Annotated in this window: 24 protein-coding genes; 10 read left to right on the forward strand and 14 right to left on the reverse strand. The window is 71.9% G+C overall.

Features of this window, described 5'->3' with window-relative positions; all coding sequences use genetic code 11:
• Positions 1-297: 297 nt before the first annotated feature.
• Together NI26_RS12330 and NI26_RS12335 are read right to left on the reverse strand one after the other, a co-directional pair.
• Positions 298-972 (reverse strand): GntR family transcriptional regulator, encoded by a 675-nt coding sequence (locus tag NI26_RS12330; RefSeq protein WP_144411356.1) that lies wholly within the window; start codon positions 970-972, stop codon positions 298-300.
• A 149-nt stretch (positions 973-1,121) separates the two neighbouring features.
• Positions 1,122-2,522: an MFS transporter gene (locus NI26_RS12335; protein ID WP_066658565.1), complete on the reverse strand. Its 1,401-nt coding sequence runs from the start codon at positions 2,520-2,522 to the stop codon at positions 1,122-1,124.
• Positions 2,523-2,771: 249 nt separating this feature from the next.
• On the opposite strand from NI26_RS12335, the gene NI26_RS12340 reads away from it, so the two are divergent.
• From NI26_RS12340 to NI26_RS12350, 3 genes are all read left to right on the forward strand, one after another.
• Positions 2,772-3,971, forward strand: a complete 1,200-nt coding sequence (locus NI26_RS12340) for a cobalamin-independent methionine synthase II family protein (protein WP_066655822.1) — start codon at positions 2,772-2,774, stop codon at positions 3,969-3,971.
• Between the two features lie 124 nt (positions 3,972-4,095).
• Entirely contained in the window at positions 4,096-5,511 is a 1,416-nt protein-coding gene (locus tag NI26_RS12345; RefSeq protein ID WP_144411357.1) for an AAA family ATPase, read from the forward strand.
• Positions 5,504-7,522 carry a vWA domain-containing protein gene (locus NI26_RS12350; protein ID WP_066655826.1) on the forward strand — a complete coding sequence of 673 codons (2,019 nt, stop codon included), beginning with the start codon at positions 5,504-5,506 and terminating at the stop codon, positions 7,520-7,522. Before NI26_RS12345 ends, NI26_RS12350 begins: the two co-directional genes overlap by 8 nt.
• A gap of 120 nt (positions 7,523-7,642) precedes the next feature.
• Here NI26_RS12350 and NI26_RS12355 read toward each other — a convergent pair whose 3' ends face one another.
• From NI26_RS12355 to NI26_RS12375, 5 genes are read right to left on the reverse strand one after another with little or no spacing between them, the layout of a single operon-like run.
• The gene (locus tag NI26_RS12355) at positions 7,643-8,419 is read right to left on the reverse strand and encodes an SCO1664 family protein (RefSeq protein WP_066655828.1); all 777 of its coding nucleotides are present in this window, start codon (positions 8,417-8,419) and stop codon (positions 7,643-7,645) included.
• Positions 8,416-8,943, reverse strand: a complete 528-nt coding sequence (locus NI26_RS12360) for a DUF3090 domain-containing protein (protein ID WP_066655829.1) — start codon at positions 8,941-8,943, stop codon at positions 8,416-8,418. The genes NI26_RS12355 and NI26_RS12360 overlap by 4 nt, the downstream gene beginning before the upstream one ends.
• A gap of 33 nt (positions 8,944-8,976) precedes the next feature.
• Positions 8,977-9,777 carry an MSMEG_4193 family putative phosphomutase gene (locus NI26_RS12365; RefSeq protein WP_081985021.1) on the reverse strand — a complete coding sequence of 267 codons (801 nt, stop codon included), beginning with the start codon at positions 9,775-9,777 and terminating at the stop codon, positions 8,977-8,979.
• A 10-nt stretch (positions 9,778-9,787) separates the two neighbouring features.
• On the reverse strand, positions 9,788-10,492 hold the full coding sequence (locus NI26_RS12370) for an ABC transporter ATP-binding protein (protein WP_066655830.1): 705 nt from the start codon (positions 10,490-10,492) through the stop codon (positions 9,788-9,790).
• On the reverse strand, positions 10,489-11,583 hold the full coding sequence (locus tag NI26_RS12375) for an ABC transporter permease (protein ID WP_066655831.1): 1,095 nt from the start codon (positions 11,581-11,583) through the stop codon (positions 10,489-10,491). Before NI26_RS12375 ends, NI26_RS12370 begins: the two co-directional genes overlap by 4 nt.
• A 150-nt stretch (positions 11,584-11,733) precedes the next feature.
• On the opposite strand from NI26_RS12375, the gene NI26_RS12380 reads away from it, so the two are divergent.
• From NI26_RS12380 to NI26_RS12390, 3 genes are read left to right on the forward strand one after another with little or no spacing between them, the layout of a single operon-like run.
• Entirely contained in the window at positions 11,734-12,903 is a 1,170-nt protein-coding gene (locus NI26_RS12380; RefSeq protein ID WP_066658567.1) for a sensor histidine kinase, read from the forward strand.
• Entirely contained in the window at positions 12,900-13,520 is a 621-nt protein-coding gene (locus NI26_RS12385) for a response regulator (RefSeq protein WP_066655832.1), read from the forward strand. Before NI26_RS12380 ends, NI26_RS12385 begins: the two co-directional genes overlap by 4 nt.
• Before the next feature lie 49 nt (positions 13,521-13,569).
• Positions 13,570-14,028 carry a BLUF domain-containing protein gene (locus NI26_RS12390; protein WP_144411358.1) on the forward strand — a complete coding sequence of 153 codons (459 nt, stop codon included), beginning with the start codon at positions 13,570-13,572 and terminating at the stop codon, positions 14,026-14,028.
• A gap of 32 nt (positions 14,029-14,060) precedes the next feature.
• On the opposite strand, the gene NI26_RS12395 is transcribed toward NI26_RS12390, so the two are convergent.
• From NI26_RS12395 to NI26_RS12415, 5 genes are all read right to left on the reverse strand, one after another.
• Positions 14,061-14,672: a ScbR family autoregulator-binding transcription factor gene (locus NI26_RS12395; protein WP_158407764.1), complete on the reverse strand. Its 612-nt coding sequence runs from the start codon at positions 14,670-14,672 to the stop codon at positions 14,061-14,063.
• 76 nt (positions 14,673-14,748) lie between these two features.
• Complete coding sequence (locus tag NI26_RS12400) at positions 14,749-15,219, reverse strand: BLUF domain-containing protein (RefSeq protein WP_066655844.1); 471 nt, start codon at positions 15,217-15,219, stop codon at positions 14,749-14,751.
• 114 nt (positions 15,220-15,333) lie between these two features.
• A complete protein-coding gene (locus tag NI26_RS12405; RefSeq protein WP_066655846.1) occupies positions 15,334-16,707 on the reverse strand; it encodes an ABC transporter substrate-binding protein in 1,374 nt (457 codons plus the stop codon).
• A gap of 12 nt (positions 16,708-16,719) precedes the next feature.
• A complete protein-coding gene (locus NI26_RS12410) occupies positions 16,720-17,673 on the reverse strand; it encodes a carbohydrate ABC transporter permease (RefSeq protein ID WP_081985024.1) in 954 nt (317 codons plus the stop codon).
• Between the two features lie 32 nt (positions 17,674-17,705).
• Positions 17,706-18,677, reverse strand: a complete 972-nt coding sequence (locus NI26_RS12415) for a carbohydrate ABC transporter permease (RefSeq protein WP_081985026.1) — start codon at positions 18,675-18,677, stop codon at positions 17,706-17,708.
• A 194-nt stretch (positions 18,678-18,871) separates the two neighbouring features.
• Here NI26_RS12415 and NI26_RS12420 point away from each other — a divergent pair, with 194 nt between their 5' ends.
• From NI26_RS12420 to NI26_RS12430, 3 genes are all read left to right on the forward strand, one after another.
• Positions 18,872-20,107 carry a Gfo/Idh/MocA family protein gene (locus tag NI26_RS12420; protein WP_144411460.1) on the forward strand — a complete coding sequence of 412 codons (1,236 nt, stop codon included), beginning with the start codon at positions 18,872-18,874 and terminating at the stop codon, positions 20,105-20,107.
• A 203-nt stretch (positions 20,108-20,310) separates the two neighbouring features.
• Complete coding sequence (locus NI26_RS12425; protein ID WP_066655849.1) at positions 20,311-21,324, forward strand: LacI family DNA-binding transcriptional regulator; 1,014 nt, start codon at positions 20,311-20,313, stop codon at positions 21,322-21,324.
• 82 nt (positions 21,325-21,406) lie between these two features.
• Positions 21,407-22,801, forward strand: coding sequence for a PepSY-associated TM helix domain-containing protein (locus tag NI26_RS12430; protein WP_066655851.1), 1,395 nt, complete (start codon positions 21,407-21,409; stop codon positions 22,799-22,801).
• Between the two features lie 58 nt (positions 22,802-22,859).
• Here the strand turns inward: NI26_RS12430 and hxlA are convergent, their stop codons facing one another.
• Entirely contained in the window at positions 22,860-23,498 is a 639-nt protein-coding gene (hxlA, locus tag NI26_RS12435; protein ID WP_066658574.1) for a 3-hexulose-6-phosphate synthase, read from the reverse strand.
• A 76-nt stretch (positions 23,499-23,574) separates the two neighbouring features.
• Entirely contained in the window at positions 23,575-24,147 is a 573-nt protein-coding gene (gene hxlB / locus NI26_RS12440; RefSeq protein ID WP_066655854.1) for a 6-phospho-3-hexuloisomerase, read from the reverse strand.
• Between the two features lie 111 nt (positions 24,148-24,258).
• Between hxlB and NI26_RS12445 the strand changes: the two genes are divergently transcribed.
• Positions 24,259-25,086 carry a helix-turn-helix transcriptional regulator gene (locus NI26_RS12445; RefSeq protein WP_066655856.1) on the forward strand — a complete coding sequence of 276 codons (828 nt, stop codon included), beginning with the start codon at positions 24,259-24,261 and terminating at the stop codon, positions 25,084-25,086.
• Positions 25,087-25,204 lie beyond the last annotated feature (118 nt).

Below are 25,204 nucleotides of genomic sequence, written 5' to 3' on the forward strand. Positions count from 1 at the left end.
TCTCGACCTCCCGCCACGACACGATCACCTCGGGTCGGTCGCCGGGTCCCCTGAAGTGGGGACAGGTGGGGCTTGTCCGCTCGTACCCCGACGCCTAGCATCGTCGGGACGCGGACATCACGTTCCGGGGGCATCACCTCCCCCGTCGCCGCGACACAGCACCAGACGTCGTCCCCCCCTTCTGCCGAGCCCGACGCACCCGACCGCGGCGGCCCGGACGGGGACGACCAGGGGGCGCGGACCCGGTCCGCGCCCCCGCTCTGGGTGCTCTCCGGTGGGCGCTGCCCCCACCGTGCCTCACGCGGCGGAGCGGAACCGGTCGGGCAACGCGATGAGGTCCTCCGCCAACCCCACGAGCGCTGCGGCGCACTCGTCGAGCTGTCCACGCTCCGCCGCAGCAGCCGCCCGTTCGACCTGCTGCACGCGAGCACGCCGCCCGACGACGGCGTCGATGCCGTTCGCCACGGCGACGTCGTCCGTGAAGAAGGTGTCGAGCACGGCCCGCTGCGCCGTGAGCCAGTCGGCACTGACGATCGCACCGCGCCGACGGAGGTACCAGGCACCGAGCTCGACGAGCGCCCCGGCCTCGGTCAGGCAGGACCTGAGCACGAGCGCGTCGAACTGCTCATCCGCCCCCTGGCAGCCGGGAGCGGGATCGGCGATCATCGCCCGGGCGACCCGGAGTCGCTCGACCATCTGGCCGACGGACCAGTGGGCGACGACGACGCCGACGTACCGCTGCACGCTGACGAGCCGCAGCGCCTCGAGCGGGACGAGGGCTTCGCGGACGGGTGTGCGCGAGACCTGCATGTCCCGGGCGATGTCGTCGAGCCGGAGCCGTTGCCCTCGCCGGTAGACCCCGCGCAGGACGTTCTCGAGCAGCTTGAGGAAGACGGCGTCACGCAGCAGGCTGCGGCGGATGCCGTTCGGGTCGGGGACCCGGTCGTTCCCCGAGGACGATGACCGATCCATCGCCCCAGGGTCACGCACGACGACCACCCGGTGCTCCGGGGGCGGGCGACCAGGGGAACGATCCGGTCGGGGTCGGGATGTGGAGGAGTGCCATGCCGAGACCCTCCCAGCGAGAGGGTCTCGGCGCTAAACATCACGTATACGAAATCCTACTTCTTGGACGCGTCGGTGAGGACGGACAAGGGTTGGGTGATGTCCTCCAGACCCTTGCGCGCCGCGTCGACCCCGAACACCAACGCCACGATCCCGCCGGCGATCATCACCGCCGACCCGAGCAGGTACCCCCAGAAGAGCGGTTCACGTGACGACCCGTCCCCGATGAACGCACCGTAGATCGCCGGGGCGACCGCACCGAAGATCTGCGCGAGGGCGAAGAAGTACGAGATCGCCTGCGACCGCAGCTCGAGCGGGAAGATCTCGCTCACGGTCAGGTAGGCGCTCGAGGCACCGGCCGAGGCGAAGAAGAACGAGACGCACCAGAACACGACCTGCACGGTGGCGCTGATGGCGTCGGCTCGGAACAGGAACGCCGAGGTGGCGAGCACCAGACCCGACACCAGGTAGGTCAGGAAGATCATCTGCCGACGACCCCAGGTGTCGAAGAACCGGCCGAGCACGATCGGCCCCAGCAGGTTGCCGATCGCGAACGGGAAGAAGTACACGGCCGTCTCGGCGGTCTTCAGCCCGAAGAAGTTCGTGAGCACCAGGGCGTAGGTGAAGAAGATCGCGTTGTAGAGGAACGCCTGGGTGATCATCATGGTCGCGCCCACCAGGGTGCGGGTCGGGTACTGCTTGAGCAGCACCTTGGCGATCGTCAGGAACCCGACCTTGTCCAGCGGCGTGACGGTCATGGCCTTCGACTCGTCGACGTCCGGCAGCCGGTGTCCGGTGGACTTCTCGACGGAGGCCTCGATCTCGGAGACCGTGCGCTCGGCCTCCTCCTCGCGTCCGTGGGTCATCAGCCACCGCGGGCTCTCCGGGATGTGCCGCCGCAGGAAGATGATCGCGATGCCGAGCACCGGGCCGAGGAAGAACCCGATGCGCCACCCGATGTTCTCGGCGAAGATCGACGTGTCGAGCAGGTAGATGTTGGCGAAGGCGCCGAGCGCCGCACCGCCCCAGTACGTGCCGTTGATGGCGATGTCGACGTGGCCGCGGTACTTCGACGGGATGAGTTCGTCGATCGCCGAGTTGATCGCCGCGTACTCACCGCCGATGCCGAGGCCCGCCACGAAGCGGAACGCCGCCAGGAACCAGAAGTCCTGGGCGAGTCCGGCGATGCCCGAACCGATGAGGTAGATCGCGAGCGTCAGGATGAAGAGCTTGCGGCGGCCGAGCCGGTCGGACATCCGTCCGAAGACCAGGGCCCCGACGACCTGTCCCACCAGGTAGATGGTGCCGAGCAGGGTGACCTGCTGCGTCGACAGGTCGAGGTCGGCCTGGAAGCCGGCGTTCGAGACGATCTGGATCTCGAGGCCGTCGAGGATCCAGGACACCCCCAGACCCACCACCACGCTCCAGTGGAAGCGCGTCCACGGCAGTCTGTCCATCCTGGCGGGGACCAGGCTCTTGATCGCCCCGTTCGTCGTGCTGCTCACGAGAGCGGACCGTACTCCGGAGATTCCAGGCTGGTTCCCAGTACCAGCGCAGCTTTACGTCCTCACAGATTCAGGAACTCGTGCGAGGCGGACGGGAGGCGCGGGGCGGGCCCACACCGTGCCTCCCGTCCGCGTCGGATCGCGGTGACGCGCGACGTCACGACCGCACGCGGCCGCAGCCCGCGTCGGTAGCGTGACGACGTGCCCACCCAGAACTCGATCGACCGCATCCTGACCACGCACACCGGCTCGCTCCCCCGATCGCCCGAGCTGACCGCGCTCCTGGTGGCCCGCGACCAGGGGAAGCCCCACGACGAACAGGCACTCCGCGAGGAGATCGCCGCCGTGCTCGCGCGCACCGTCGACGCGCAGCTCGACGCGGGCCTCGACGTCGTCAACGACGGCGAGGTCCCGCGCGTCGGCTTCTCGACCTACATCCGCGATCGGCTGTCGGGGTTCGGGGGCTCCGGTCACCGCAAGCCGACGCTCGACAGCGTGAAGTTCCCGGAGTACGCGGCGTTCCAGGCCCGGCAGATCGACGAGGGCGCAGAGTTCGCCCGGGTGTGGGACACCCCGCTCGCCCAGGGGCTGCTCGAGTACGACCAGGAGCGCGCCGGCATCCGCGAGGACCTCGACGGCTTCGAACGCGAGCTCGCCCGGAACGCCGCCGCCGGCCGCACCCCGGCCGGCACCTTCATCTCCGCCGCGACGCCGGGCATCGTCGCCACGACCCTGCTGCTCGACGACGAGAACCCGCACTACCGCGACCACCGGGAGTACGTGTTCGCGCTGGCCGAGCAGCTCCGCGTCGAGTACGAGGAGATCGTCGCCCGCGGGCACGTCCTGCAGCTCGACGCCCCGGACCTCGCCATGGAGCGCGTCATCCACTTCGGCGACGCGTCGCTCGACGAGTTCCTGGCCGCCGTGGACCTGCACGTCGACGCGCTCAACCACGCGTTGCGGAACATCCCGAAGGAGCAGACGCGGCTGCACGTCTGCTACGGCAACTGGCAGGGCCCGCACCAGGACGACGTCCCGGTCGACGTGCTGCTCCCCCACCTGTACCGCGCCGAGGTCGGGTCCTTCAGCATCCCGTTCGGCAACCCGCGGCACGCGCACGAGTTCCCGGCCTTCCGCGACCTGCCGCTCCCCGACGACGCGGTGCTCGTGCCGGGCGTCATCGACGTCACGACCAACTACCTGGAGCACCCGCAGCTCGTGGCGAACCGGATCGTCGAGGCCGCCGAGGCCGTCGGCGACCCCACCCGCATCGTCGCCGGGACCGACTGCGGCCTGGCGACCTTCGCGAGCTACGAGTTCGTGGCCTCAGACGTCGCGTGGGCGAAGCTCCGAGCACTCGTCGAGGGTGCGGAGATCGCGTCGCGCCGCCTGTTCGGCTGACGCTCCCGCCACTCTGCTCCCGCAAGACGCAACGTCGGCGGGTCCTCGCAGCGGTACAGCGCTGCGAGGTGTCGCCGAGGTTGTGTCTTCCGGAGCCGAGCGCCGAGACGCGCCTCCCGTCCGCATGTCGGTGCGCGGGCGTAGCGTGCGGACCGTGACCCGACCTGACATCCACACGGTCGGCGAGCTCCGCGCTGCTGGGCACGTCCAGAAGTCGGTCCGCGCCGAGATCCGCGACAACCTCCTCCAGGCCCTGCGCGAGGGCCGCGACCCCTGGCCCGGCCTGCACGGGTTCGAGACGACCGTCATCCCCCAGCTCGAGCGTGCGCTCATCGCCGGACACGACGTCGTGCTGCTCGGCGAGCGCGGGCAGGGCAAGACCCGCCTGCTCCGCACGCTGCAGGGGCTGCTCGACGAGTGGACCCCGGTGATCACCGGGTCCGAGCTCGGCGAGCACCCGTTCGAGCCGATCACCACCGCGAGCACCCGCCGCGTCGAGGAGCTCGGCGACGCCCTGCCGATCTCGTGGGTGCACCGCGACGAGCGCTACGTCGAGAAGCTCGCGACCCCCGACACCAGCGTGGCGGACCTGATCGGTGACGTCGACCCGATGAAGGTGGCCGAGGGCCGCAGTCTCGGCGACCCCGAGACCATCCACTTCGGTCTGATCCCCCGCGGGCACCGCGGCATCGTCGCGATCAACGAGCTCCCCGACCTCGCGGAGCGCATCCAGGTCGCGATGCTCAACGTGATGGAGGAGCGCGACGTGCAGATCCGCGGCTACGTGCTGCGCCTCCCCCTCGACGTGCTCGTCGTCGCCAGCGCCAACCCCGAGGACTACACGAACCGCGGCCGCATCATCACGCCGCTGAAGGACCGCTTCGGCGCCGAGATCCGGACGCACTACCCCATCGAGCTCGCCGACGAGGTCGCCGTCATCCGGCAGGAAGCCCAGCTCACCGCCGAGGTCCCCGACGCCCTGGTCGAGATCCTCGCCCGGTTCACACGTGCCCTGCGCCAGTCCAGCGCCGTCGACCAGCGGAGCGGCGTCAGCGCCCGCTTCGCCATCGCCGGCGCCGAGACGATCTCCGCCGCCGCCGTGCACCGCGCCGCGCGGCAGGGCGAGGAGCACCCGGTCGCGCGGCCGATCGACCTCGAGACCGCGGTCGACGTCCTCGGCGGCAAGATCGAGTTCGAGAACGGGGAGGAGGACCGCGCCGACGAGGTCCTCGAGCACCTGCTCCGCACCGCCACCGCCGAGACCGTCCGCTCGCGGTTCCGCGGGATCGACTTCGGCGTCCTCGTCGAGGCACTCGACGGCGGCACGATGGTGACGACGGGCGAGCAGGTCAGCGCCCGGGCCTTCCTCGAAGGGCTCCCGTCGATCGGCGAGTCGGACGTCTACGACCAGGTGTGCGAGCGACTCGGGGCGACCGACGACGGCGAGCGGGCCGGCGCGATCGAGCTCGCGCTCGAGGGGCTCTTCCTCGCCCGGCGCATCAGCAAGGAGTCGGGGGGCGGCGAGGCCGTCTATGGCTAGCCGGCAGAACCGCCGCCTGACCCGCGACGCCCGCTACGGGAAGTACGAGGGCGGACCGGATCCCCTCGCTCCCCCGGTCGACCTGGCCGAGGCGCTCGACGCCATCGGCGAGGACGTCATGGGCGGCACCTCCCCCGAGCGCGCCCTCCGCGAGTTCCTCCGGCGCGGCGGCCAGACCCAGCGCGGGCTCGACGACCTCATGCGTCGGGTCGCCGAACGTCGGCGCGAGCTCACCAGCCGGAACAACCTCGACGGCACCCTGCAGCAGGTCAAGGAGCTCCTGGACCAGGCCCTGCTCGCCGAGCGCGGTGAACTCGCCCGGAACGTCGACCTCGACGACGGCGACCGCGCCCTGGCCGAGCTGCAGCTCGACAGCCTGCCGCCGTCGCCCGCGAGCGCCGTGCAGGAGCTGAACGGCTACGACTGGACGAGTCCGACGGCCCGGCAGAAGTACGACGAGATCAAGGACCTGCTCGGGCGCGAGGTGCTCGACCAGCGCTTCGCCGGCATGAAGCAGGCGCTCGAGAACGCGAGCGACGAGGACCGCGCAGCCGTGTCCGCGATGATGCGCGACCTCAACCAGCTGCTCGACGACCACCGCCGAGGCACGGACACGCAGGAGCAGTTCGACGCGTTCACGGCGCAGCACGGGCAGTACTTCCCGTCCCGCCCGCAGAACGTCGAGGAGCTGCTCGACGACCTCGCCGCACGAGCCGCGGCCGCGCAGCGGATGCGGAACTCGATGACGCAGGAGCAGCGCGACGAGCTCGACGCGCTCGCGCAGCAGGCGTTCGGCTCACCGGACCTGATGGGTCAGCTCGGGCAGCTCGACGACACCCTCCGCGCGCTCCGCCCCGGCGAGGACTGGGGCAGCTCCGAGCGGATGGACGGCGAGCAGGGCCTCGGACTCGGCGACGGGACCGGGGTCTTCCAGGACATCGCCGACCTCGACGCCCTGGCCGAGCAGCTGGCGCAGTCCGCGCCCGGGTCCGACCTCGCCGACCTCGACCTCGACGCCCTGCAGCGTCAGCTGGGCGACGAGGCCACCGTCGACGCCAGGACCCTGCAGCGGTTGGAGCAGGCCCTGCGGAACGCGGGCGCGGTGCAGCGCGGCACGGACGGACACCTCCGGCTGACCCCGAAGGCGATGCGGCAGCTCGGCAAGAGCCTGCTCAGGGACGTGGCCGAGCGGATGTCGGGGCGCCAGGGCGCGCGTGACCTCCGTCGCGCCGGGGCGTCGGGCGAGCCCTCCGGGGCGACCCGACCGTGGGCGTTCGGGGACACCGAGCCGTGGGACCTCCCCCGGTCGATCACGAACGCCCTGGTCCGGACCGCGGCGGACGGACGCACCGGACCGGGTGTCCGCCTGACGATCGACGACGTCGAGGTGCAGGAGACCGAGGCGCGGACCCAGGCGTGCGTGGCGCTCCTCGTCGACACGTCGTTCTCGATGGCGATGGAGGACCGCTGGGTCCCGATGAAGCGGACGGCCCTCGCGCTGCACACCCTCGTCAGCATGAGGTTCCGCGGCGACGACCTGCAGCTCATCGCCTTCGGGCGCGAGGCGGAGGTCATGGACGTCGAACGACTCGTCGGCCTCGACGCCCAGTGGGACAAGGGCACGAACCTGCACCACGCACTGCTGCTGGCCAACCGGCACTTCCGGAAGCACCCGACGGCGCAGCCCGTGCTCCTGGTCGTGACCGACGGCGAGCCGACGTCGCACCTCGAACCGAACGGCCAGGTGTGGTTCGGCTACCCGCCCGATCCCGTGACGATCGCGCTGACGGTCCGCGAGCTCGAGAACGCCGGCCGGCTCGGGGCGCAGACGACGTTCTTCCGGCTCGGTGACGACCCCGGGCTGGCGCGGTTCATCGATGCCATGGCCCGACGGGTGGACGGCTCGGTCGTCGCGCCCGAGAACGACGACCTCGGTGTCGCCGTGGTCGGGTCGTACCTCGGTTCCCGTCGCGGAGGCGCGTCCCTGTTCGGCGACGACCGGGCAGGCTGACCGGGGCCAGCCGACGGACGGGAGGCTCCCCACCGGGCACGGCCCGGCAGCCGCTGGCGCGTCTGCCGGGAACCGGCCGGCGTGGGCCCCGGTGCCGGCTGGCACCGCGCCTCCCGTCCGTCAGAAGAGGGGCCAGGGGACGGCGGGTCCGTGTCCGGGCGGCGGCGGGAACATCCCGACCGCGCGCAGCGCGGCGCACCGGGCCCGCAGGTTGTCGATCTCCCCGCGGGTCAGGTGCTCGGCGAGCGCGACGCCCAGGTCCCCGCGGAGCGCCTCGGACACCCGGTCGAGCCCCTCGAGCTCGTCGGGGTCGAGCGGCTCCCCGATCCAGCCCCAGAGGACCGTGCGGAGCTTGTGGTCCACGTGGAAGGTCAGGCCGTGGTCGACGCCGTAACGGTGCCCGTCCGGCATGGCGAGCACGTGCCCGCCCTTGCGGTCGGCGTTGTTCACCACCACGTCGAACACCGCCATCCGGCGGAGTGCCGCGGTGTCCTCGTGCACGAGCGTGACGGGCTGGTCGTGCTCGTCGATGGCCTCGAGCACGGGCAACCACGGGGTGCCCTCGGCGTCGGCCTCCTCGGTCGGCACCAGGTCGACGGGGTCCTGCTCCGGGTCGACGTCCTGCCAGCGCTGGACCATGCCGGGGCCGAACGGGCCGTCGCCGAGCCAGGTGGGCGGCACGATGCCCCACCCGAAGGCCTCGGAGACCAGGTGTGCCGCGACCTCCCGGCCGGCGAGCGTGCCGTCCGGGAAGTCCCACAGCGGACGCTCCCCCTCGACGGGCTTGTACACGACGGACTCGCCGTCGAGGTCGGCGAGGAAGGTGGCGTTCGACGCCTCGCGGATGCGCGCCCGGATCGTCAGCGGGCCGTCGTACCGGGGTGCGTCGTCGCTCATGCGTCGCCGGGGCGCCGACCGGCAGCGACGACCTCGCGCGTGCGTTCGACGAAGGCCCGGGCGCTGCCGACGGGGATCTTCACCTGGAAGACCTCGGCGGGCTCGGGCATCTCGACGACGGCCTCGACCTCGTCGCCGTCCTCGTCCGTCTCGGTGACGATCTCGAGCTCGTCCTCGATCGGGTACGCCTCGATGACCACCTGCGCCGTCGCCGGGTCGAACCCCAGGCTCAGGGCACCCGCGCGGAACTCGGGCTCCACCGGCTGGTCGAGCGGCGCGGCGTCCCGGAGCTCGGACGGTGCAGCCGGCGGGACGCTGAAGCGGTTGTCCTCGACGGTCGCGACCTCGTCGAGGAGCTCGGCGACCTTGTCCGCGAGCACCGCGGACTGCTCCTTCTCGAGCGCGACGCTGGTCACCCGCTTGCCGTCGCGTGCCTGCAGGTAGAAGGCGCGTTCACCCGGGCGGCCGACCGTCCCGACGACGAGACGTTCCGGCCAGTCGAAGCCGTGCACGATGGTGGGCATGACCCGATTGTAGGAGCGTGCGGCTCCGTCCGTTCAGGGTCGAGCGGTCCCCGGCTCACTGCTGCCGACCGCCCCGTCCGCCGAGCCGGTCCCGTCGTGTCCTGCTCCGCCGCCGGTCCCGTCCGCTCCGCCTCCGCCGCCGGTCCCGTCGTGTCCTGCTCCGCCGCCGACCGCGGCGTCGCCCGAGGGGGCCGGTGCCGCGGCGAGCCACGACAGGTCGCCGGAGTCGGTGTTGGTGGCGACGACCTCGGGCCGGTGTTCCCCGTAGCGGACGACCGAGACGGACGCCGGACCGACCGCGATGCGTTGGAACAGGTCGAGGTGCATGCCGAGCGCGTCGGCGAGGACGGACTTCACGATGTCGCCGTGGCTCACGGCGACCCACACCGCCGTCGGGCCGTGCTGCGCCTCGACCTCGGCGTCGATCCGTCGGATCGCGGCGACCGCACGGGACTGCATCGTCTGCATGGACTCGCCGCCGGGGAACACCACGGCGCTGGGGTTCGCCTGCACCGTGCGCCACAGTGGTTCCTTCGCGAGGTCCGCGAGCTTCCGGCCCTGCCAGTCGCCGTAGTCGGCCTCGGTGATCGCCCGTTCGACCCGCACGTCGGGGCTGCCCTGCTGGCGGGCGAGCAGGGCGCGTGCGGTCTGCCGGCAGCGCTCGAGCGGGCTCGTGACGAGCGCGACGAGCGGGATCGGCGCGATGCGCTCGGCGGCCCGGTCGGCCTGCTCGCGGCCGACGCGGTCGAGTGCCACCCCGGCGGTGCGACCCGCCAGGACCCCGGTCGCGTTCGCGGTGGTGCGTCCGTGCCGGACGAGGAGGACGGTCGCCATGCGGTCGATCCTAGGCCGCGGCGGCCACGCCCTCCGGCGCGGTCACGATCCGCCCGTCGACGACGGTCACCAGGTCGTCCAACGCGTCCCGGTGCACGAGGTCGTGCGTGACGAGCAGGGTCGCCGTCCCGCGCTCGTGCGTCAGACGGGCGATCAGCTCCATCACGGCACCGCCCCGCTCCTGGTCGAGCGCACTCGTGGGTTCGTCGACGAGCAGCACCTCGGGGTCGTGCACGAGCGCCCGGGCGATCGCGACGCGCTGCCGTTGTCCCCCGGAGAGCTGCGCCGGTCGTGCATCGCCGTGACCCGAGAGCCCGACCGCGTCGAGCAGGTCGTCGACCCGGGCGCCGGGGACCCGACGATCGTGGGCGCCGAGGTGTCCCATCACGAGCAGCTGTTCGCGCGCGGTCAGCGACGGCAGCAGGTTCGACTGCTGGAACACGATCCCGATGCGGTCCCGGCGGAGGTCCGACGCTGCGTCGCGGGACAGCGACGCGGCGTCGACCGCCGTCGATCCGCTGCCGACGAGCACCCGACCGGAGTCGGGGCGGACGAGCGACGCGGCGACGGCGAGCAACGACGACTTGCCGGACCCGGAGGGGCCGGTGATGCCGGTGACGCTGCCGGCCGGAGCGGCGAGGGAGACGTGGTCGACCGCGGTGACGCGACGGTCGCCGTCGGGGAAGGTGAGGGTGACGTCGTCGAGGGTGATCATCGGTTGCTCCCGAGTGCGGTGAGGGGGTCGGCTGCGGTGACGGTGCGGAGGGCGACCGCGGCGCCCGCGAGACCGAGCACGGCCATCGCGACACCCGGTACCAGGGTGGTGAGGGGGCTGAGGAGGAACGGCAGCGTGCCCCCGGCGAGCGCACCGAGCACCGCGACGAGCGCCGTCCCGGTGCCGATGCCCGCCACGAGGACCACGAGCGCCTGACCGAGTGCGTCGCGGACGAGCGACCCGGTGCTCGCTCCGAGCGCCTTGAGCACGGCGACGTCACCGGCGCGTTGCATGGTCCAGACGGTGAAGAAGGCGCCGACGACCAGCGCGGAGACGCCGAACAGCATCGCGATCATGAGACCGAGCGACCCGACCTCGGACCGGAAGGTCTCGAGCGCCGTCAGCGATCCGAGCGGTGTGGTGGCGGACGTGTGCGTGGTCGCGGCGACGGCTCCCCAGTCCGGCGAACCGGACACGGCGAGCACCGTCGGTGCGCCCTCGCCGCCGAGCCGGCGGTCGGCAGCGGCCCACGCACCGGGGGTCATCACGACGACCGGGGTGTGGCTGTACCAGGCGTCCCCGCCGACGGACGCGACGCGGTGGTCGGTCCCGGAGACCGAGATGCGGTCGCCCACCACGACGCCGAGCTGCTCCGCCGCCGCCGCCGACAGGCCGACCGAGTCGTCCTGCGCGGGCGCCAGCGCAGCCACGACACCGTCGCCGCCCCGCGGCAGCCCGAACAGGGCGACGCCGACCGCGGACGCACCGGCACCCGACGTCGCGGGAGCAGCGCTGGCGCGTCCCTGGACGATGCCCACCGGCACCACGTCGTCGACGCCGGCCGCCGTCCGCCAGCCGTGTCGTGCCTCCCGTCCGATCGCGGACGTGGCGAAGGACGGCTGCCCCGCGGACGGCTGTTGCAGCACCAGCCGGTCGCCGGGCAGGTCGAGGACAGCGGAGACGTTCTGCGACGCCAACCCGCCCGTCAGTCCCGCCAGGAACCCGACCAGGAGGGTGATGAGCGCCACGACGGCACCGATGAGCACGAAGCGTCCACGAGCGAACCGGAGATCGCGCCAGGCGACGAACACGGCCGTTCCTTCCCGGTCACGGACCCTCCGTGACCTCCAGAACCAGCGTCGTGTGCCGACGGCGAGCGGTCATCGCCGGCACGGACGGTCCCACGATCGAACTTCTGGTTGATCCAGCGGGCCCGGGCCGTCCGTACGCTGGCCGGTGACATGGTCCACGGCACGCTCACCCCCGTCTTCGTCGGTCTCCGCACCGGCCTGCACGTGCTGTCCGCCGCGCTCCTCGCGCTCGTCGTCGTCCGGATCGTGGTCGAGGGCGGCGCCACGGCACCCCTCGCCGGCGTCCTGGCAGGTGCCTTCGCAGTCGTGTACCTGCTCGGGGCGGTGGTGGCACGCGGCGCCCCGGGTCGCCGGGCGGTCGCGGGCCCGCTCTGGGTCGGCGGGCTCTCCGTCGTGTGGGTCGCGCTCATGGTGCTCGTCCCCGAAGCCGCCTACCTGGTCTTCCCGCTCTTCTTCCTCTACCTGCACGTGCTGCCCCGGATCGTCGGTCCCACGGCGGTCGTCGTCGCGACGCTCGTGGCCGTCGTCGCGCTCGGAGTGCACGGGGGCTTCACGCTCGGCGGGGTCGTCGGACCGCTCGTCGGCGCCGGGGTGGCGCTGCTCATCGGGCTCGGCTACCGCGCACTCGCCCGGGAGGCCGTCGAGCGCGAAGCACTGCTGGCAGAACTGATCGCCACTCGGGACCGACTCGCGGCGACCGAGCGGGAACAGGGGGTCCTCGCGGAGCGTGCGCGACTGGCGCGGGAGATCCACGACACGGTCGCGCAGGGGCTGTCGAGCATCCAGATGCTCCTGCACGCAGCCGAGCGCGCCGACGGCGACCGCCCCGGCACCGAGCACATCCGTCTGGCCCGGGAGACCGCGGCCGACGGCCTCGCCGACACGCGTCGCTTCATCCGCGAGCTCGCGCCGCCGACGCTGGACCAGGGCCTCGGTGCAGCACTCCGTCGGCTCGCGGACCAGCAGTGGACGCGGGACGGACTGGCGGTGTCGGTCGCGGTGTCGGACGACGGGCTGCCGATGGACGTGGAGACCGCGCTGCTCCGCATCGCGCAGGGCGCCGTGGCGAACGCGGTGCAGCACGCCGCGCCGTCGCAGGTCGACGTCACGGTCACGGTCGACGGTCGGGAGGCACGGCTGACGGTCGTCGACGACGGCGTCGGCTTCGACCCGGTCACCTCCGGCGACGACGTCGCCGCGTCCGACTCCTTCGGCCTCCGCGCGATGGCCGAGCGCGTAGAGCAGTTCGGCGGACGACTCGACGTCGACAGCGCACCGGGCCGCGGCACCACGGTCACGGCCGTCCTGGAGGTCCCGTGATCCGCATCGTCATCGCCGACGACCACCCCGTCGTCCGGGCCGGTCTCCGTGCGCTCCTCGACGGTGAGGAGGGCATCGAGGTCGTCGGCGAGGCAGCCACTCCGGACGCCGCGACCGCCCTCGCCGAGGAGCTGGCCCCGGAGCTGGTGCTCATGGACCTGCAGTTCGGCCAGGACACCACCGGCGCCGACGCCACCCGGTCGATCCGCGCACTCGAGGCGGCACCGTACGTGCTCGTCCTGACGAACTACGACTCGGACGGTGACATCCTCGGCGCGGTCGAGGCCGGGGCGAGCGGGTACCTGCTCAAGGACGCCCCACCGGACGAGCTCGTGGCGGCGGTCCGTGCCGCGGCCTCCGGGCAGAGCGCCCTCGCCCCGGCGATCGCCGGACGGCTGATGGCGCGGATGCGGGCTCCGCGCGTGAGCCTCTCCGCCCGCGAGATCGAGGTGCTCCGACTGGTCGCGGACGGGGCGTCGAACGGTGAGGTCGCCCGCGCACTCCACATCAGCGAGGCGACGGTCAAGTCGCACCTCGTGCACGTGTTCTCGAAGCTCGGTGTGAGCTCGCGGACAGCGGCCGTGTCCGCGGCCCGCTCTGCGGGTGTCCTCCGGTGACCCCCGGGACCCATCGGGGGGTCCGTGCGGCACGCGGACAGTGGTCGGCGTGCGCCGCACCATGCACGAAGATGGTGCGGTGCTCGTCTCCATCGTCTACATGAGCCGCTCGGCCGTGCCCTTCGACGACGACGCGCTCGCCGAGCTCCTGCGCGAGTCACGGCTCCGGAACGAGGCACTCGGGGTCTCCGGTCTGCTCGTGGCGAAGGGCGGCCGGTTCATGCAGCTGCTCGAGGGCCCGGCGTGGAGCGTCGACGACCGCTTCGGCGCCATCGCGCGCGATCCTCGGCACGACGGGGTGAAGTCGCTGATCCGCGAGGACATCGAGCGCCGGCGGTTCGACGGCTGGTCGATGGCCTACCGGTCGCTCGACGAGTCCGACGTGGCGACCGAGGACGGCTTCAGCCCGTTCCTGTCCGGCACGATGGACTTCGCGCCGGAGTTCGACGGCACGAGCGCCGCGTGGCTGCTCAAGTGGTTCCGCGACCGGGAGCTCACCGACCGCTGACGCGGACCTCCGCCCGTCGACGGTCCACGAGGTCAGCCTGCCGCGCGGAAGGTGTCGGCGACCACCCCGAGCAGACGTGCCCGGTGCGCCGGCGCGGCCGTCGCCTGCAGGAGCACCCGCCACATCACCGCGACCGCGGGGTCGAGGTCCGCGCGACCGCTCCGCACCTCGGCGACCAGCTGCACCCCGGTGAAGTACGGCACGACCGAACCGCCGAGCTCCTCCGGGGTGAGGTCGGTCTCGAGCTCACCGCTGCCGATCGCGACGCAGAACACGTCCACGATGCCGCCGATCCACTGCTCGTAGAACGACGACGTCGCTCCGGAGAACTCGCCGCGTTCGAGCGAGAGCCGGATGCCGGCACGCACGATCGGGTCGGTGCGGAGCAGGTCCGCGATCTGCTTCGACGCCCCGATCAGGGCGGCCGTCGGCGACGCGGCGTCGTGGCTCACCTCCGCGAAGGTCCGCGCGTTCTGCTCGTCGATCACGCCGAGGGCGAGCGCGAGCTTCGTCGGGAAGTGGAAGTGCAGCGTGCCCTGCGCCACGTCGGCGCGGCGCGCGACGGCGGCGATCGACGTGGCGGCGAAGCCGACCCGGTCGAACTCCTCCGCCGCGGCCACCAAGATCTGCTCACGTTTCCCCACGTGACCAGTGTCTCGAACTGGAGGCACGGTGCGGGCCCGCACCGTGCCTCCAGTCCGAGGGGGTCCCGTCAGGTCGTCACGCGGCGTGGCGGGCCAGGGTCATGCGCTCCTCGGGTACGTCCTGCAGGTCGCGTCCGCGGAACCAGCGGAGCAGCCAGTCGGCCGGCGAGCCGGCCAGCTCGGCCGGCAGGCCGGAGCGCTCGGTGAGGAAGGTGTTGAAGCCGGGCTCGTCGCGGACCTCGAGGTCCGACGGGTTGCCGAACGCCATCGACCAGCCGTCGAAGCGGCGGGTGTCGATGTCCTCGCGGGAGAGCGACTTCACGCCCTCGTGGCGGGTGTCGCGCTCGATCGCGGCGAAGCGGTCCTCGACGCTCCAGGAGGGACCCTCGAGCACCTGCATGAAGCGGCCGCCCTTGGCGAGCAGGAGTCCGGAAACACCGAGCGCCTCGTTGCGCAGGCGGGCTTCACGGAGCATGGCGACCAGGTGGTCGTCGGTCATCTCGTCGACGGCGACGGACATGTACACGAGGGAGGTGAGTTGCGTCATCGGCGCCAGTCTGTGTGCTGCTCCGGTGGAGGGTCAATGCGGTCGTCCGCACACCGCAGTCGGGTGCGGTGTGCGGACGACCGGTGGGGGTGGCCGTGCTCGATCCAGCGGGGCTCAGGTCAGCGCGAGGAGCGTGTTGACCTGCTCGTTCACGCCGGTGAGCGTCGACACGGGCTTGCCGTTCGCGTAGATGCCGTCGAACGCCGGCTGCACGAGCGCCTGGACGTCGGCGGGGTTCCGGGTGACGGGGAACAGGAACGTCGTGCCGTCCGCCACCTGCTCGGTGAACGCGGAGACGTCGAGCCCGCGCTCCCGGAAGGCGGCGACCGCGGTGTCCGTGCCCGATCGGCGGGCGGGGAAGACGATGCCCGCGCGGCCGACGATCTCCTGCGCGGCGGCACTGCCGAGGAACGCGACCCACTTCGCCGCGGCCTCCGGGTTCCGTGCCTGCTTCGTGATCGAGTCACCCAGGCCGTTGAACATCGACGCGCGGTGCCCGATCGGCCCCTTCGGTGTCGGGGCGATGGCGACGTCGACGCCCTGCAGGTCGGCGTAGGCGCCGATCATCCACGACCCGTTGAACGAGAGCGCGACCTTCTTCGACCCGAGCTGCACGTCCGGACCGGTCGTCGTGGAGAACACTCCGTACTTCGGCATGTAGCCCTTCTCGGCGAGCCCGAAGTACCAGGAGATCGTCTTCTGGAACGCGGGGTCGTCGTAGCGGAACGCGTTCCCCCACGGGTTCCGGTTCGTGTAGGACCAGTCGATCGAGCCGGTGAACGGCGACCACTGCGTCTGCCCGAACCCGTCGCCACCGCTGCCGTTGGCGCTGATGCCGTAGACCGCCACGTCGGACCTGTCGAAGCCGGGCTCGTCCCCGCGGCGCCCCTTGCCGTCGATGGTCAGGTGCGCGACCGCCCGTTCGAAGGTCCCACCGTCGTCCGGGTTCCACTCGAGCGCGGCGAGGTCCTCGGTCGAGTAGCCGGCCTTCGCGATCACGTTCCGGTCGTAGAACATCGCGACCGTGTCCCAGTCCTTCGGCGACCCGTAGCGGTGCCCGTCGCGCCCCTTCCAGAGCTGCGCGAGGCCGGACTGGTAGTCGTCGTCGCGGATCGCACTCGTCGCCTCGAGCTCGTCGAGCCGGTGGAGCACGTCGAGGTCGGCGAACTGCGGGAACTTCGACAGGTGGTCGGTGAACACGTCGGGCGCGGTACCGGCGATGAACCCGGCGGTGAGCTTCGTCCAGTAGTCGCTCCACCCGAGCTGGGTGATGCGGATCCGGATGTCGGGGTTCTCACGCTCGAAGGCCTTCGCGACGGCCTGGTACGCCGGGAGCTGGTTCGCGTCCCACAGCCAGTAGGACACGGTGCCGGTCGCGCCGCTGCGGGGGTCCGGCGTGCTCGGGGACGAGCAGGCGGCGAGGGCGCCGAGCGCCAGGGCCGAGGCACCGCCCGCGAACAGTGCGCGTCGGGAGATGGAGTGCGTCATGTGCGGGGTTCCCTACTTGATCCCGGAGAAGCCGATGGAGTTGACGATGCGCTTGGCGAAGACGCCGAACAGCACGATCATCGGGAGCGCGGCGACGAGGGTCGCCGCCATGAGGCCCGCCCAGTCGGTGCCGGACTGCGGCGTCTGCGACTTGAACACCCCGAGCGCGACCGTGAGGACGCGGGAGCTGTCCGTGTACGACACCATGAGCGGCCAGAAGTAGTCGTTCCACGCCGTGATGTAGGTGAGGACCGCCAGCGTCGCGATCGGCGCCGATGCCATCGGCAGGACGAGCCGGAAGAACACGCGGACCTTCCCGGCGCCGTCGATGAGTGCGGCCTCCTCGACCTCGCGGGAGATGCCGAGGAAGAACTGCCGGAGGAAGAACACCGCGAACGGGGTCATCAGCATCGAGGGCAGGGCGATCCCGAGCAGGGTGTCGACCAGGCCGAGCGACTTGATCAGGGTGAAGTTCGGCAGGAGCGTGAAGATCGTGGGGACCATGAGCCCGGCGAGGAACACCCCGAACACCCGGTCGCGTCCCGGCCAGCGCAGGCGGGCGAAGGCGTAGGCGGCTCCGGCGGAGAAGAACACCTGCCCGACCGTGATCATCGTCGCGGTGACGACCGAGTTGAGCAGGTACTGCCAGAAGTTGATCGCCGCGCCGGAGCCGCCCTGCGCCAGGGCCTCCTCGGTGGACTGCAGGCCGAACACCCGCTCGAACCCGCCCATGCTGAAGCCGGTCGGCAGCAGTGAGGTGGGGTCGGCGGAGATCGCGCCGTTCGACGACAGCGCGGTCCGGAGGATCCAGTAGAAGGGGAACAGGGTCACGACGATCACGGCGATCATCGCGGTCCAGGCGAGGACCCGTCCGACGGACGGCTTCGGACGCGGGGGCTTCGCGCCGCGGGTGGTGAGGGCGCGCGTGGTGGTGGGTTCGACCACCGGGGGCAGGGTGCTGGTCATCGTCGACTCGCTTCCGGTTGCTTCGGTGGCCGTCAGTCCAGGTCGCTCTCGCCGGAGCGCGAGAGTCGGTACTGGACGATCGTGATGATGCTCAGGACGACGAGGAGTGCCACCGAGACGGCGGACGCGTACCCGAACTGGAACCGGCCGAAGGCCAGGTTGTAGATGTAGTTCTGCACGACGTTCGTGGCGTTGGCGGGGCCGCCCTGGGTGGTGATCGCGACCGTGTCGAACACCTGGAACGAGCCGATGATCGTGATGATGAGCACCAGTGACAGGATCGGGCGCAGCAGCGGGACCGTGATCCGCCAGAACATCTTCCACTCGCTCGCACCGTCGATGCGGCCGGCCTCGTAGACGCTCTCCGGCAGCGCCTGCAGGCCCGCGAAGATGAGCAGTGCGGTGTAACCGACGTTCCGCCAGACGTTGATGAAGGCGATCGTGGGGATGCCCCAGACGTCGCTCTGCAGGAACGGGATGCGTCCGACACCGATCGCCGACAGGACCTCGTTGCCGATGCCGAGCTGCGTGTCGAGGATCCAGAGCCAGATGAGTGCCGCGACGACGTTCGACACCAGGTAGGGCGCGAGCACGATGCCCCGGACGAAGGTCGACTGCGTGAGCCGGTGCATCATGACGGCGATGAAGAGCGCCAGGACCGTCTGGAAGCCGATGTTCAGCACGACGTACTCGACGGTGACGAGCATCGAGTTCCAGAAGATCGAGTCCTGCACCAGGCGCTCGTAGTTCTGCAGGCCCGTGAACACCGGCGGGGTGAGCAGGTTGTACGTGGTGAAGCTGAGCCAGATGCCCCGGATCGTCGGCCAGAGCAGGAACACCGCGAACCCGACCGACGCGGGGGCGATGAACACGAGCGCGAGCCACAGGTCGTTCCGTCGTCGCCGGCGTGGTGTGGTGGTCCGGGCACGTGCCGTGTCGGCACTCCGCGCGGTCCGTGGTGGTGCCGTCACCAGGGGTGACGACAAGGGGCTCTCGGTTGCCATCGCGACTCCTTCGTCTGCGGCGGACTGACGTCGGCAGTCCGTGGCGGGGAATCTACACGTGGGGACTCGGCCTCACAAGGACCGATTTGTGGCGCGCTCCAAGGGGTTGTCACGTGTAGACCGCCGTGCAATGCTTGGCGGCGATCGCGACGGAGCGACCTGCTCGGCGACACGTCCCCCACCTCGGAAGGTCACTGATGATCAGCATCGGAATGGTCGGAGCCGGCCAGTTCGCGCCCCAGTTCGCCAAGCTCTTCAAGATCCACCCGGACGTCGACCGGGTGTTCGTCACCGACGTGGTCGAGGGCCGCGCCGAGGACCTCGTCGCCGCCCAGCACCTCGACGGCACGCTCGAGGACTTCGACGCCGTGCTCGCCTCGGACGTCGACGCCGTCGCGATCTTCACCCAGCGGTGGACGCACGGTCCGCTCGTCGTCCGCGCCCTCCGGGCCGGCAAGCACGTGTACTCCGCCGTGCCGATGGCGGTCACCGAGGACGAGATCGCCGCGATCATCGAAGCCGTCCGCGAGACGGGGCTCACCTACATGATGGGCGAGACGAGCCACTACAACCCGGCGACGGTCTTTGCGCGGAAGCAGGTGGCCGAGGGCGCCTTCGGCCGGGTGTTCTACGCCGAGGGCGACTACGTCCACGACATGGACCTCGGCTTCTACGCCGCCTACCAGTACAGCGGCGGCGAGCAGTGGAAGCGCACTGCGAGCTACCCGCCCATGCTCTACCCGACGCACTCGGTCGGTGGCGTCCTCGGCGCGATCCCCGGACACGCGGTCAGCGTCAGCTGCATCGGCGTCAAGGACGACCGCGACGACGGCGTCTTCGACAAGGAGGTCAGCCAGTTCGACAACGACTTCTCGAACGCGACCGCCCTGTTCGAGCTCGACAACGGCGGTGTCGTCCGGATCAACGAGATGCGACGGGTCGGCTACCCGTCGCACCTCCGCGAGTCCCGCTTCCGGTACTTCGGCACCGAGGCCAGCTTCGAGCAGCTCGCGACGGTCAGCGTGTGGCAGGACAAGGAGGCCGTGCACGACGTCAGCGACCAGATCGACACCCGCCCGACGATGGAGCTCGACGACCCGCGTCTCGCCGACGTCGACCCGGCCCTCCGGGACGCGTTCGTGTCCGGCTACGCCCCCGTGCACGACGTCGACCGCCTGCCCGCCGAGTTCGACGGGGTGCCGACCGGGCACGAGGGCAGCCACCACTTCCTGGTCGACGACTTCGTCCGCGCGGTCGTCGACGGGACGCTCCCCCCGGTGAACGCCTGGGTCGCCGCCCGGTACACGCTGCCCGGCATCGTCGCGCACCGGTCGGCCCTGCAGGGCGGCGTGCGGCTGCCCGTCCCCGACCACGGCGACGCACCCGAGCCCGCCACCAGCACCGTCTCGTCTAGGATCGCGAGCGAGTAGCCCGCCGCTCGGCGACGGACGGCGCCCGACCACGGTCGTCACCCGACGTCGGACGGCGCCCGACGACGACCGTCACCCGACGACGTCGAGGAGTCCGCGCGGGCATCCCGTGCGACCAGTGCGGCCCGGCCCCGTCCCGTGACGGCGCCGGGCCGCTCCCGTCGGCCCGAGCGGCCGACGGACCGACCGACGAAGGTGATCCCGTGACCGTGCCGACCAACCCGAGGGCGGTCACCCGTGCGGACGTCGCCCGGTACGCAGGGGTGAGCACGTCGGTCGTCAGCTACGTCGTGCACGACGGACCGCGCCCGGTCGCCGCGGAGACGGCAGCGCGGGTCCGCGAGGCCATCCGGGTGCTCGGCTACCGCCCGAACGCGAGCGCCCAGGCACTCCGCACCGGCTCCTCGAAGATGCTCGGCCTGATCGTGCCCGAGCTCGACAACCCGTTCTGGTCGGAGCTCGCGGTGGCCGTCACGCACGCCGCGGCGGCCCGGGGGTACGACCTCCTCATCGCGAACAGCGACGGGGACGCCCAGCAGGAGCGGGAGCGGCTCCGCACGCTGTCCGCCCGGCAGGTCGACGGGATCATCGTGACGAGCATCATGACGCACCCCGACCTGTCGTCGACGACCGACCCCGGCATCCCGATGGTGCTGCTCAACACCTTCTTCGAGGTACCCGAGTACGCGAGCATCGGCGTCGACGCCCTGCGCGGCGCCCGCGAGGGCACGCAGCACCTCGTCGACCACGGCTACCGGGAGATCGGGCTCGTCATGGGGCACACCGGGTCGATGGAGCTCCGCGAGCAGGGGTGGATGCAGGCCCTGCGCGCGGCCGGGCTGCCGGACGGACCGATCGTGCGCTGCTCGTTCGACCGCGCCGGCGGGTACGAAGCGGGCCTCCGGATGTTCGGCGGCGGCACCGGACCACGCGCCGTCTTCGTCAGCTCCGACCTGCAGGCCGTCGGACTCCTGCGCGCCCTGTACGAGCTCGGGCTCCGCTCCCCGGACGACGTCGCCGTGGTCTCGTTCGACGGCGTGGCGGAGGCCGACTACACGAACCCCCAGCTCACCGTCGTCCGGCAACCCGTCGAGGCGATGGCCGCGGCCGCGGTCGACCGGGTGCTCGCGCGGGAAGACCCCGACGACCACCACCTCGACCTGGTGCCGGCGGAACTCGTGCTCGGGGCGAGCTGCGGCTGTGACGTGCGACGCTGACGTTCTACGTCTTGTAGAGTGAGCGCTCGTGCGGCACGGTGCCGCACCTCAGCCCGACAGCCCGACAGGACCCTGCGCTCCGATGCCCGTCACCGCCCCGCCTCCGTCCCGCGGCTGGTTCGCCCAACTCCTCCTCCGCCTGCACTTCACCGCCGGGCTCTTCGTCGGCCCGTTCGTCCTGGTGGCGGCGCTCTCCGGCGCCGTGTACGCCGTCGCACCGACCGTCGAGCAGGGCGTGTACCGGCAGGAGCTCACGGCGCCGTCGTCCGCGCCTGCGCTCCCCCTCGCCGACCAGGTCGCGGCCGCCGAGCGCTACGTGGCCCGCCACCACCCGGACGACACCGTCGCCGAGGTCCGCCCGGCCCCCACGCCCGGCACCACCACGCGCGTGATGTTCACGGAGGAGGGCCTGCTCGAGTCCCAGACCCGTGCGGTGTTCGTCGACCCGGGCGACGCCGCGGTGCGCGGGGACCTGCCGGTGTACGGCACGTCGGGGTCGCTCCCCTTCCGCACCTGGATCAGCACCGTGCACCGCAGCCTGTTCCTCGGCGACGTCGGGCGGCTCTACAGCGAGACCGCGGCGTCGTGGCTCGGCATCGTGTCGCTCGCCGGCATCGGCCTCTGGGCGTTCCGCATCCGGCGCGCACGGCGGAAGCGCGACCTCGTGCTGCCGGACAACCGTGCGACCGGGTACCGGAGGACGTTCTCCTGGCACGCCGCGACGGGCGCGTGGGTGCTCCTCGGCGCGCTCTTCCTGTCGGCCACCGGCATCACCTGGTCGCACTTCGCGGGCGACAACGTCAGCGCGCTCCGCTCGACGCTCAGCTGGCAGGCGCCGACGGTCGACACCGCACTCGACGGCTCGTCGGCGACGTCGGGCGGGGAGCACGCCGGGCACCACGGCGGTGGCTCGATGCCGATGGGCTCCCCGACGACGACGCCCGAGCAGTTCGACGAGGTGCTCGCGGTCGCCCGCGACTCCGGTGTCCGCGCGGCCGAGGTCCGGATCCGTCCGCCGGCGGCCGCCGACACGGCGTGGACCGTCGAGGAGATCAAGCTCAGCTGGCCGGTCGCGATGAACGCGGTCGCGGTGGACCCGGGCACGATGACGGCGGTGTCGCGGGTCACCTGGGCCGACTACCCGCTCATGGCGAAGGCCGCCAAGCTCGGCATCAACACGCACATGGGCGCGCTGTTCGGCCTGGCGAACCAGGTCGTGCTGCTGCTCGCGGCGCTCGGGATCGCGGCGATGGTCGTGTTCGGCTACCTCATGTGGTGGCAGCGGCGTCCCACCGGCGCGCGTGCGGGTCGCGCGCCCGCCGCGGGTGCGCTGGCCAGGGCTCCGTGGTGGGGCATCGCCGCGGTCGTCGTCGCCGCCGTCGGCCTCGCGCTGCTGCTGCCCGTCGTCGGGGTCACCCTGCTCGGGTTCCTGCTGGTCGACGCACTGGTCACGACGTTCCGTCGCCGCGCCCGGTGACGGACGGGAGGCCCGTGGCGGTGTCGCCACGGGCCTCCCGTCCGTCAGGTGGTCCGGATCAGGCGGAGGCGGGCTCCGAGATCGCGTCGCGGAGCGCGGACGCGGCGGCGGCCACGTCGTCGGCGCTGTAGATCGCGCTGCCGGCGACCGCGATGCGGGCGCCCGAGGCCTGCACGGCCTCGATCGTGTCGGTGGTGATGCCGCCGGCGACCGAGAACGGGACGCCCGAGGCCTCGCCGTCGCGCAGCAGCGTCTCGAAGGTGAAGCCCTCCTCGGCCTGCTCGTCGAGGCCGGCGTGCATCTCGACGAACTCGGCACCGAGCGCGACGACCTCCTTCGCGCGGGCGGCCTTGTCGGGCACGCCGATCAGGTCGACGACGATGCCCTTGCCGTGCGCCTTCGCGGCCTTCACGGCACCGGCGATGGTGGAGTCACCCGCGACGCCGAGCACGGTGACGAGGTCGGCACCGGCCGTGAAGGCGATGTCGGCCTCGAGCTCGCCGGCGTCCATCGTCTTGAGGTCGGCGAAGACGACCTTGTCCGGGTGCGCCTCCTTGATCGCGGTGATCGCGGAGAGGCCGGCGCTCTTGATCAGCGGCGTGCCGAGCTCGATGACGTCGACGTACGGCGCGGCCTTGCCGGCGAGGTCGAGGGCGGCCTCGGTGGTCAGGGTGTCCATGGCGAACTGGAGCTGCATGGTGGTGTCCTTCCGGTGGTGGTTCGTGGGGGTCTCGGTGGCGCGCTCGGGTCGCATCGGCGGCGTCACGGTCGCTTCACTCGAGGTTCGCGTGCCGCGGCCACAGGTCGTCGGCGGAGTGCCCGCTGCGCTGCCAGAGCGCGTGGAACAGGGCGTCCCCGAGGAGCGCGACGCCCTGCTCGAACAGGCCGCCCGCGTACTGCGCCGAGGCCGTGCCGGAGCGGTCCGTCTTCGTGGCTGCGGGCAGGACGAGCGTGGTGTCGGCGACCTCGGACAGCGGGGAGTCGTCCGTCGTGCTGACGGCGAGCACCTGCGCCCCGACCTCGGTCGCGGTGCGTGCTGCCTGCACGATGCCGCCGGTGGTGCCCGAGCCGCTCGCGACGAGCAGCAGGTCGCCCCGCCGGATCGCGGGCGTCGTGACCTCGCCGACGACGTGCACGTCGAGCCCGAGGTGCATGAGGCGCATGGCGGTCATCCGGAGCGCGAGTCCGGACCGTCCGGCGCCGTGCACGAAGACACGCTCGGCGTCGGCGAGCAGGTCGAGGGCACGCGCGAACGGTGCCTGGTCGGCGCGGCGGACGGTCGCGATCAGCTCCTGGAGCTCGTCGCCGATCACTCCGAGGGCGTCGGCGGTCGTCGTGGTGGCCATGACTCCGATGCTCCTCGCGCGGGGTCGATCGCGCCGCTGCCCGGGCAGGCGGTCCACCCACCCGATCGGGTGGGACCGTCCGTCCGGGTGGGACGGGTACGTTCGGTCCTCGTGGAGACGGAACCGGACGCACCAGCCAGCCGGATCGCGGCGTCGGAGCACGCCCGGACGGTGGCGGAGCAGGCCGACCGTCACGCGTTGACCCTCGAGTCGGTGCTCGCCGCCCTGCGCGCGAACCGCCTGTCCGACGCCGCCGCCCGTGCCGAGGCCGTCGAGATCGCCTCGGCCGCACTCGTCGAGCTCCGGACCGTGACCGACCGGCAGCGGAGCACCCTGCTCGAACCCGTCACCGGGGCCTTCTCACGGCTGCGGGCCGACCTCCGCCCGCTGGTCCGGTTCGGTGACCTCGACGTGCAGTTCGTCGAGCCGCCGACGACCGGCAGGGCCCTGCCCGGGGACGTCGCGCACAGCGCACGAGCGATCGTCCGCACGGCCGTGCTCGCCCTGGTCGACGGCGGGGTCGCCCGACGCGTCCGGATCCAGTGGGACTGCGACGGGCGCAACCTGCTCATGCAGCTCCGGGACGACGGAGCCGGCACACTCGACACCCACGACGATGCCGTGCGCCCGATCGCCGAGCGGGTCGTCGCCCTCGACGGCACGATGCACGTCGACTCCACGCCGGGCTGGGGCTCGACCCTGGACATCTCGCTCCCCCTCGACCCGGCGCCGGGCGCGGCCGACCTGCCGGAGGACACCGACCTGACCGAGCGGGAGCGCGACGTGCTGCGGCTCGTGGTGACCGGCGTCGGGAACCGGGAGATCGCCGAGGGGCTCGGGATCAGTCCGAACACGGTCAAGTACCACGTGGCGAACCTGCTCCGGAAGCACGGTGCCCGCACCCGTGCGGAACTCGCCGCGCTCGGCGCCCGCCCCTGAGCGCTGATCGGCGGGCGTGGGGCGCCTCCGTGTCGAACCACGTTCCCGACATCGAACCAGCTGCCCGGGCTGGTTCGACGTCGGGATCGTGGTTCGACGGCGGGATCGTGGTTCGACG

Source organism: Curtobacterium sp. MR_MD2014 (assembly GCF_000772085.1).
Taxonomy (GTDB): Bacteria; Actinomycetota; Actinomycetes; order Actinomycetales; family Microbacteriaceae; genus Curtobacterium.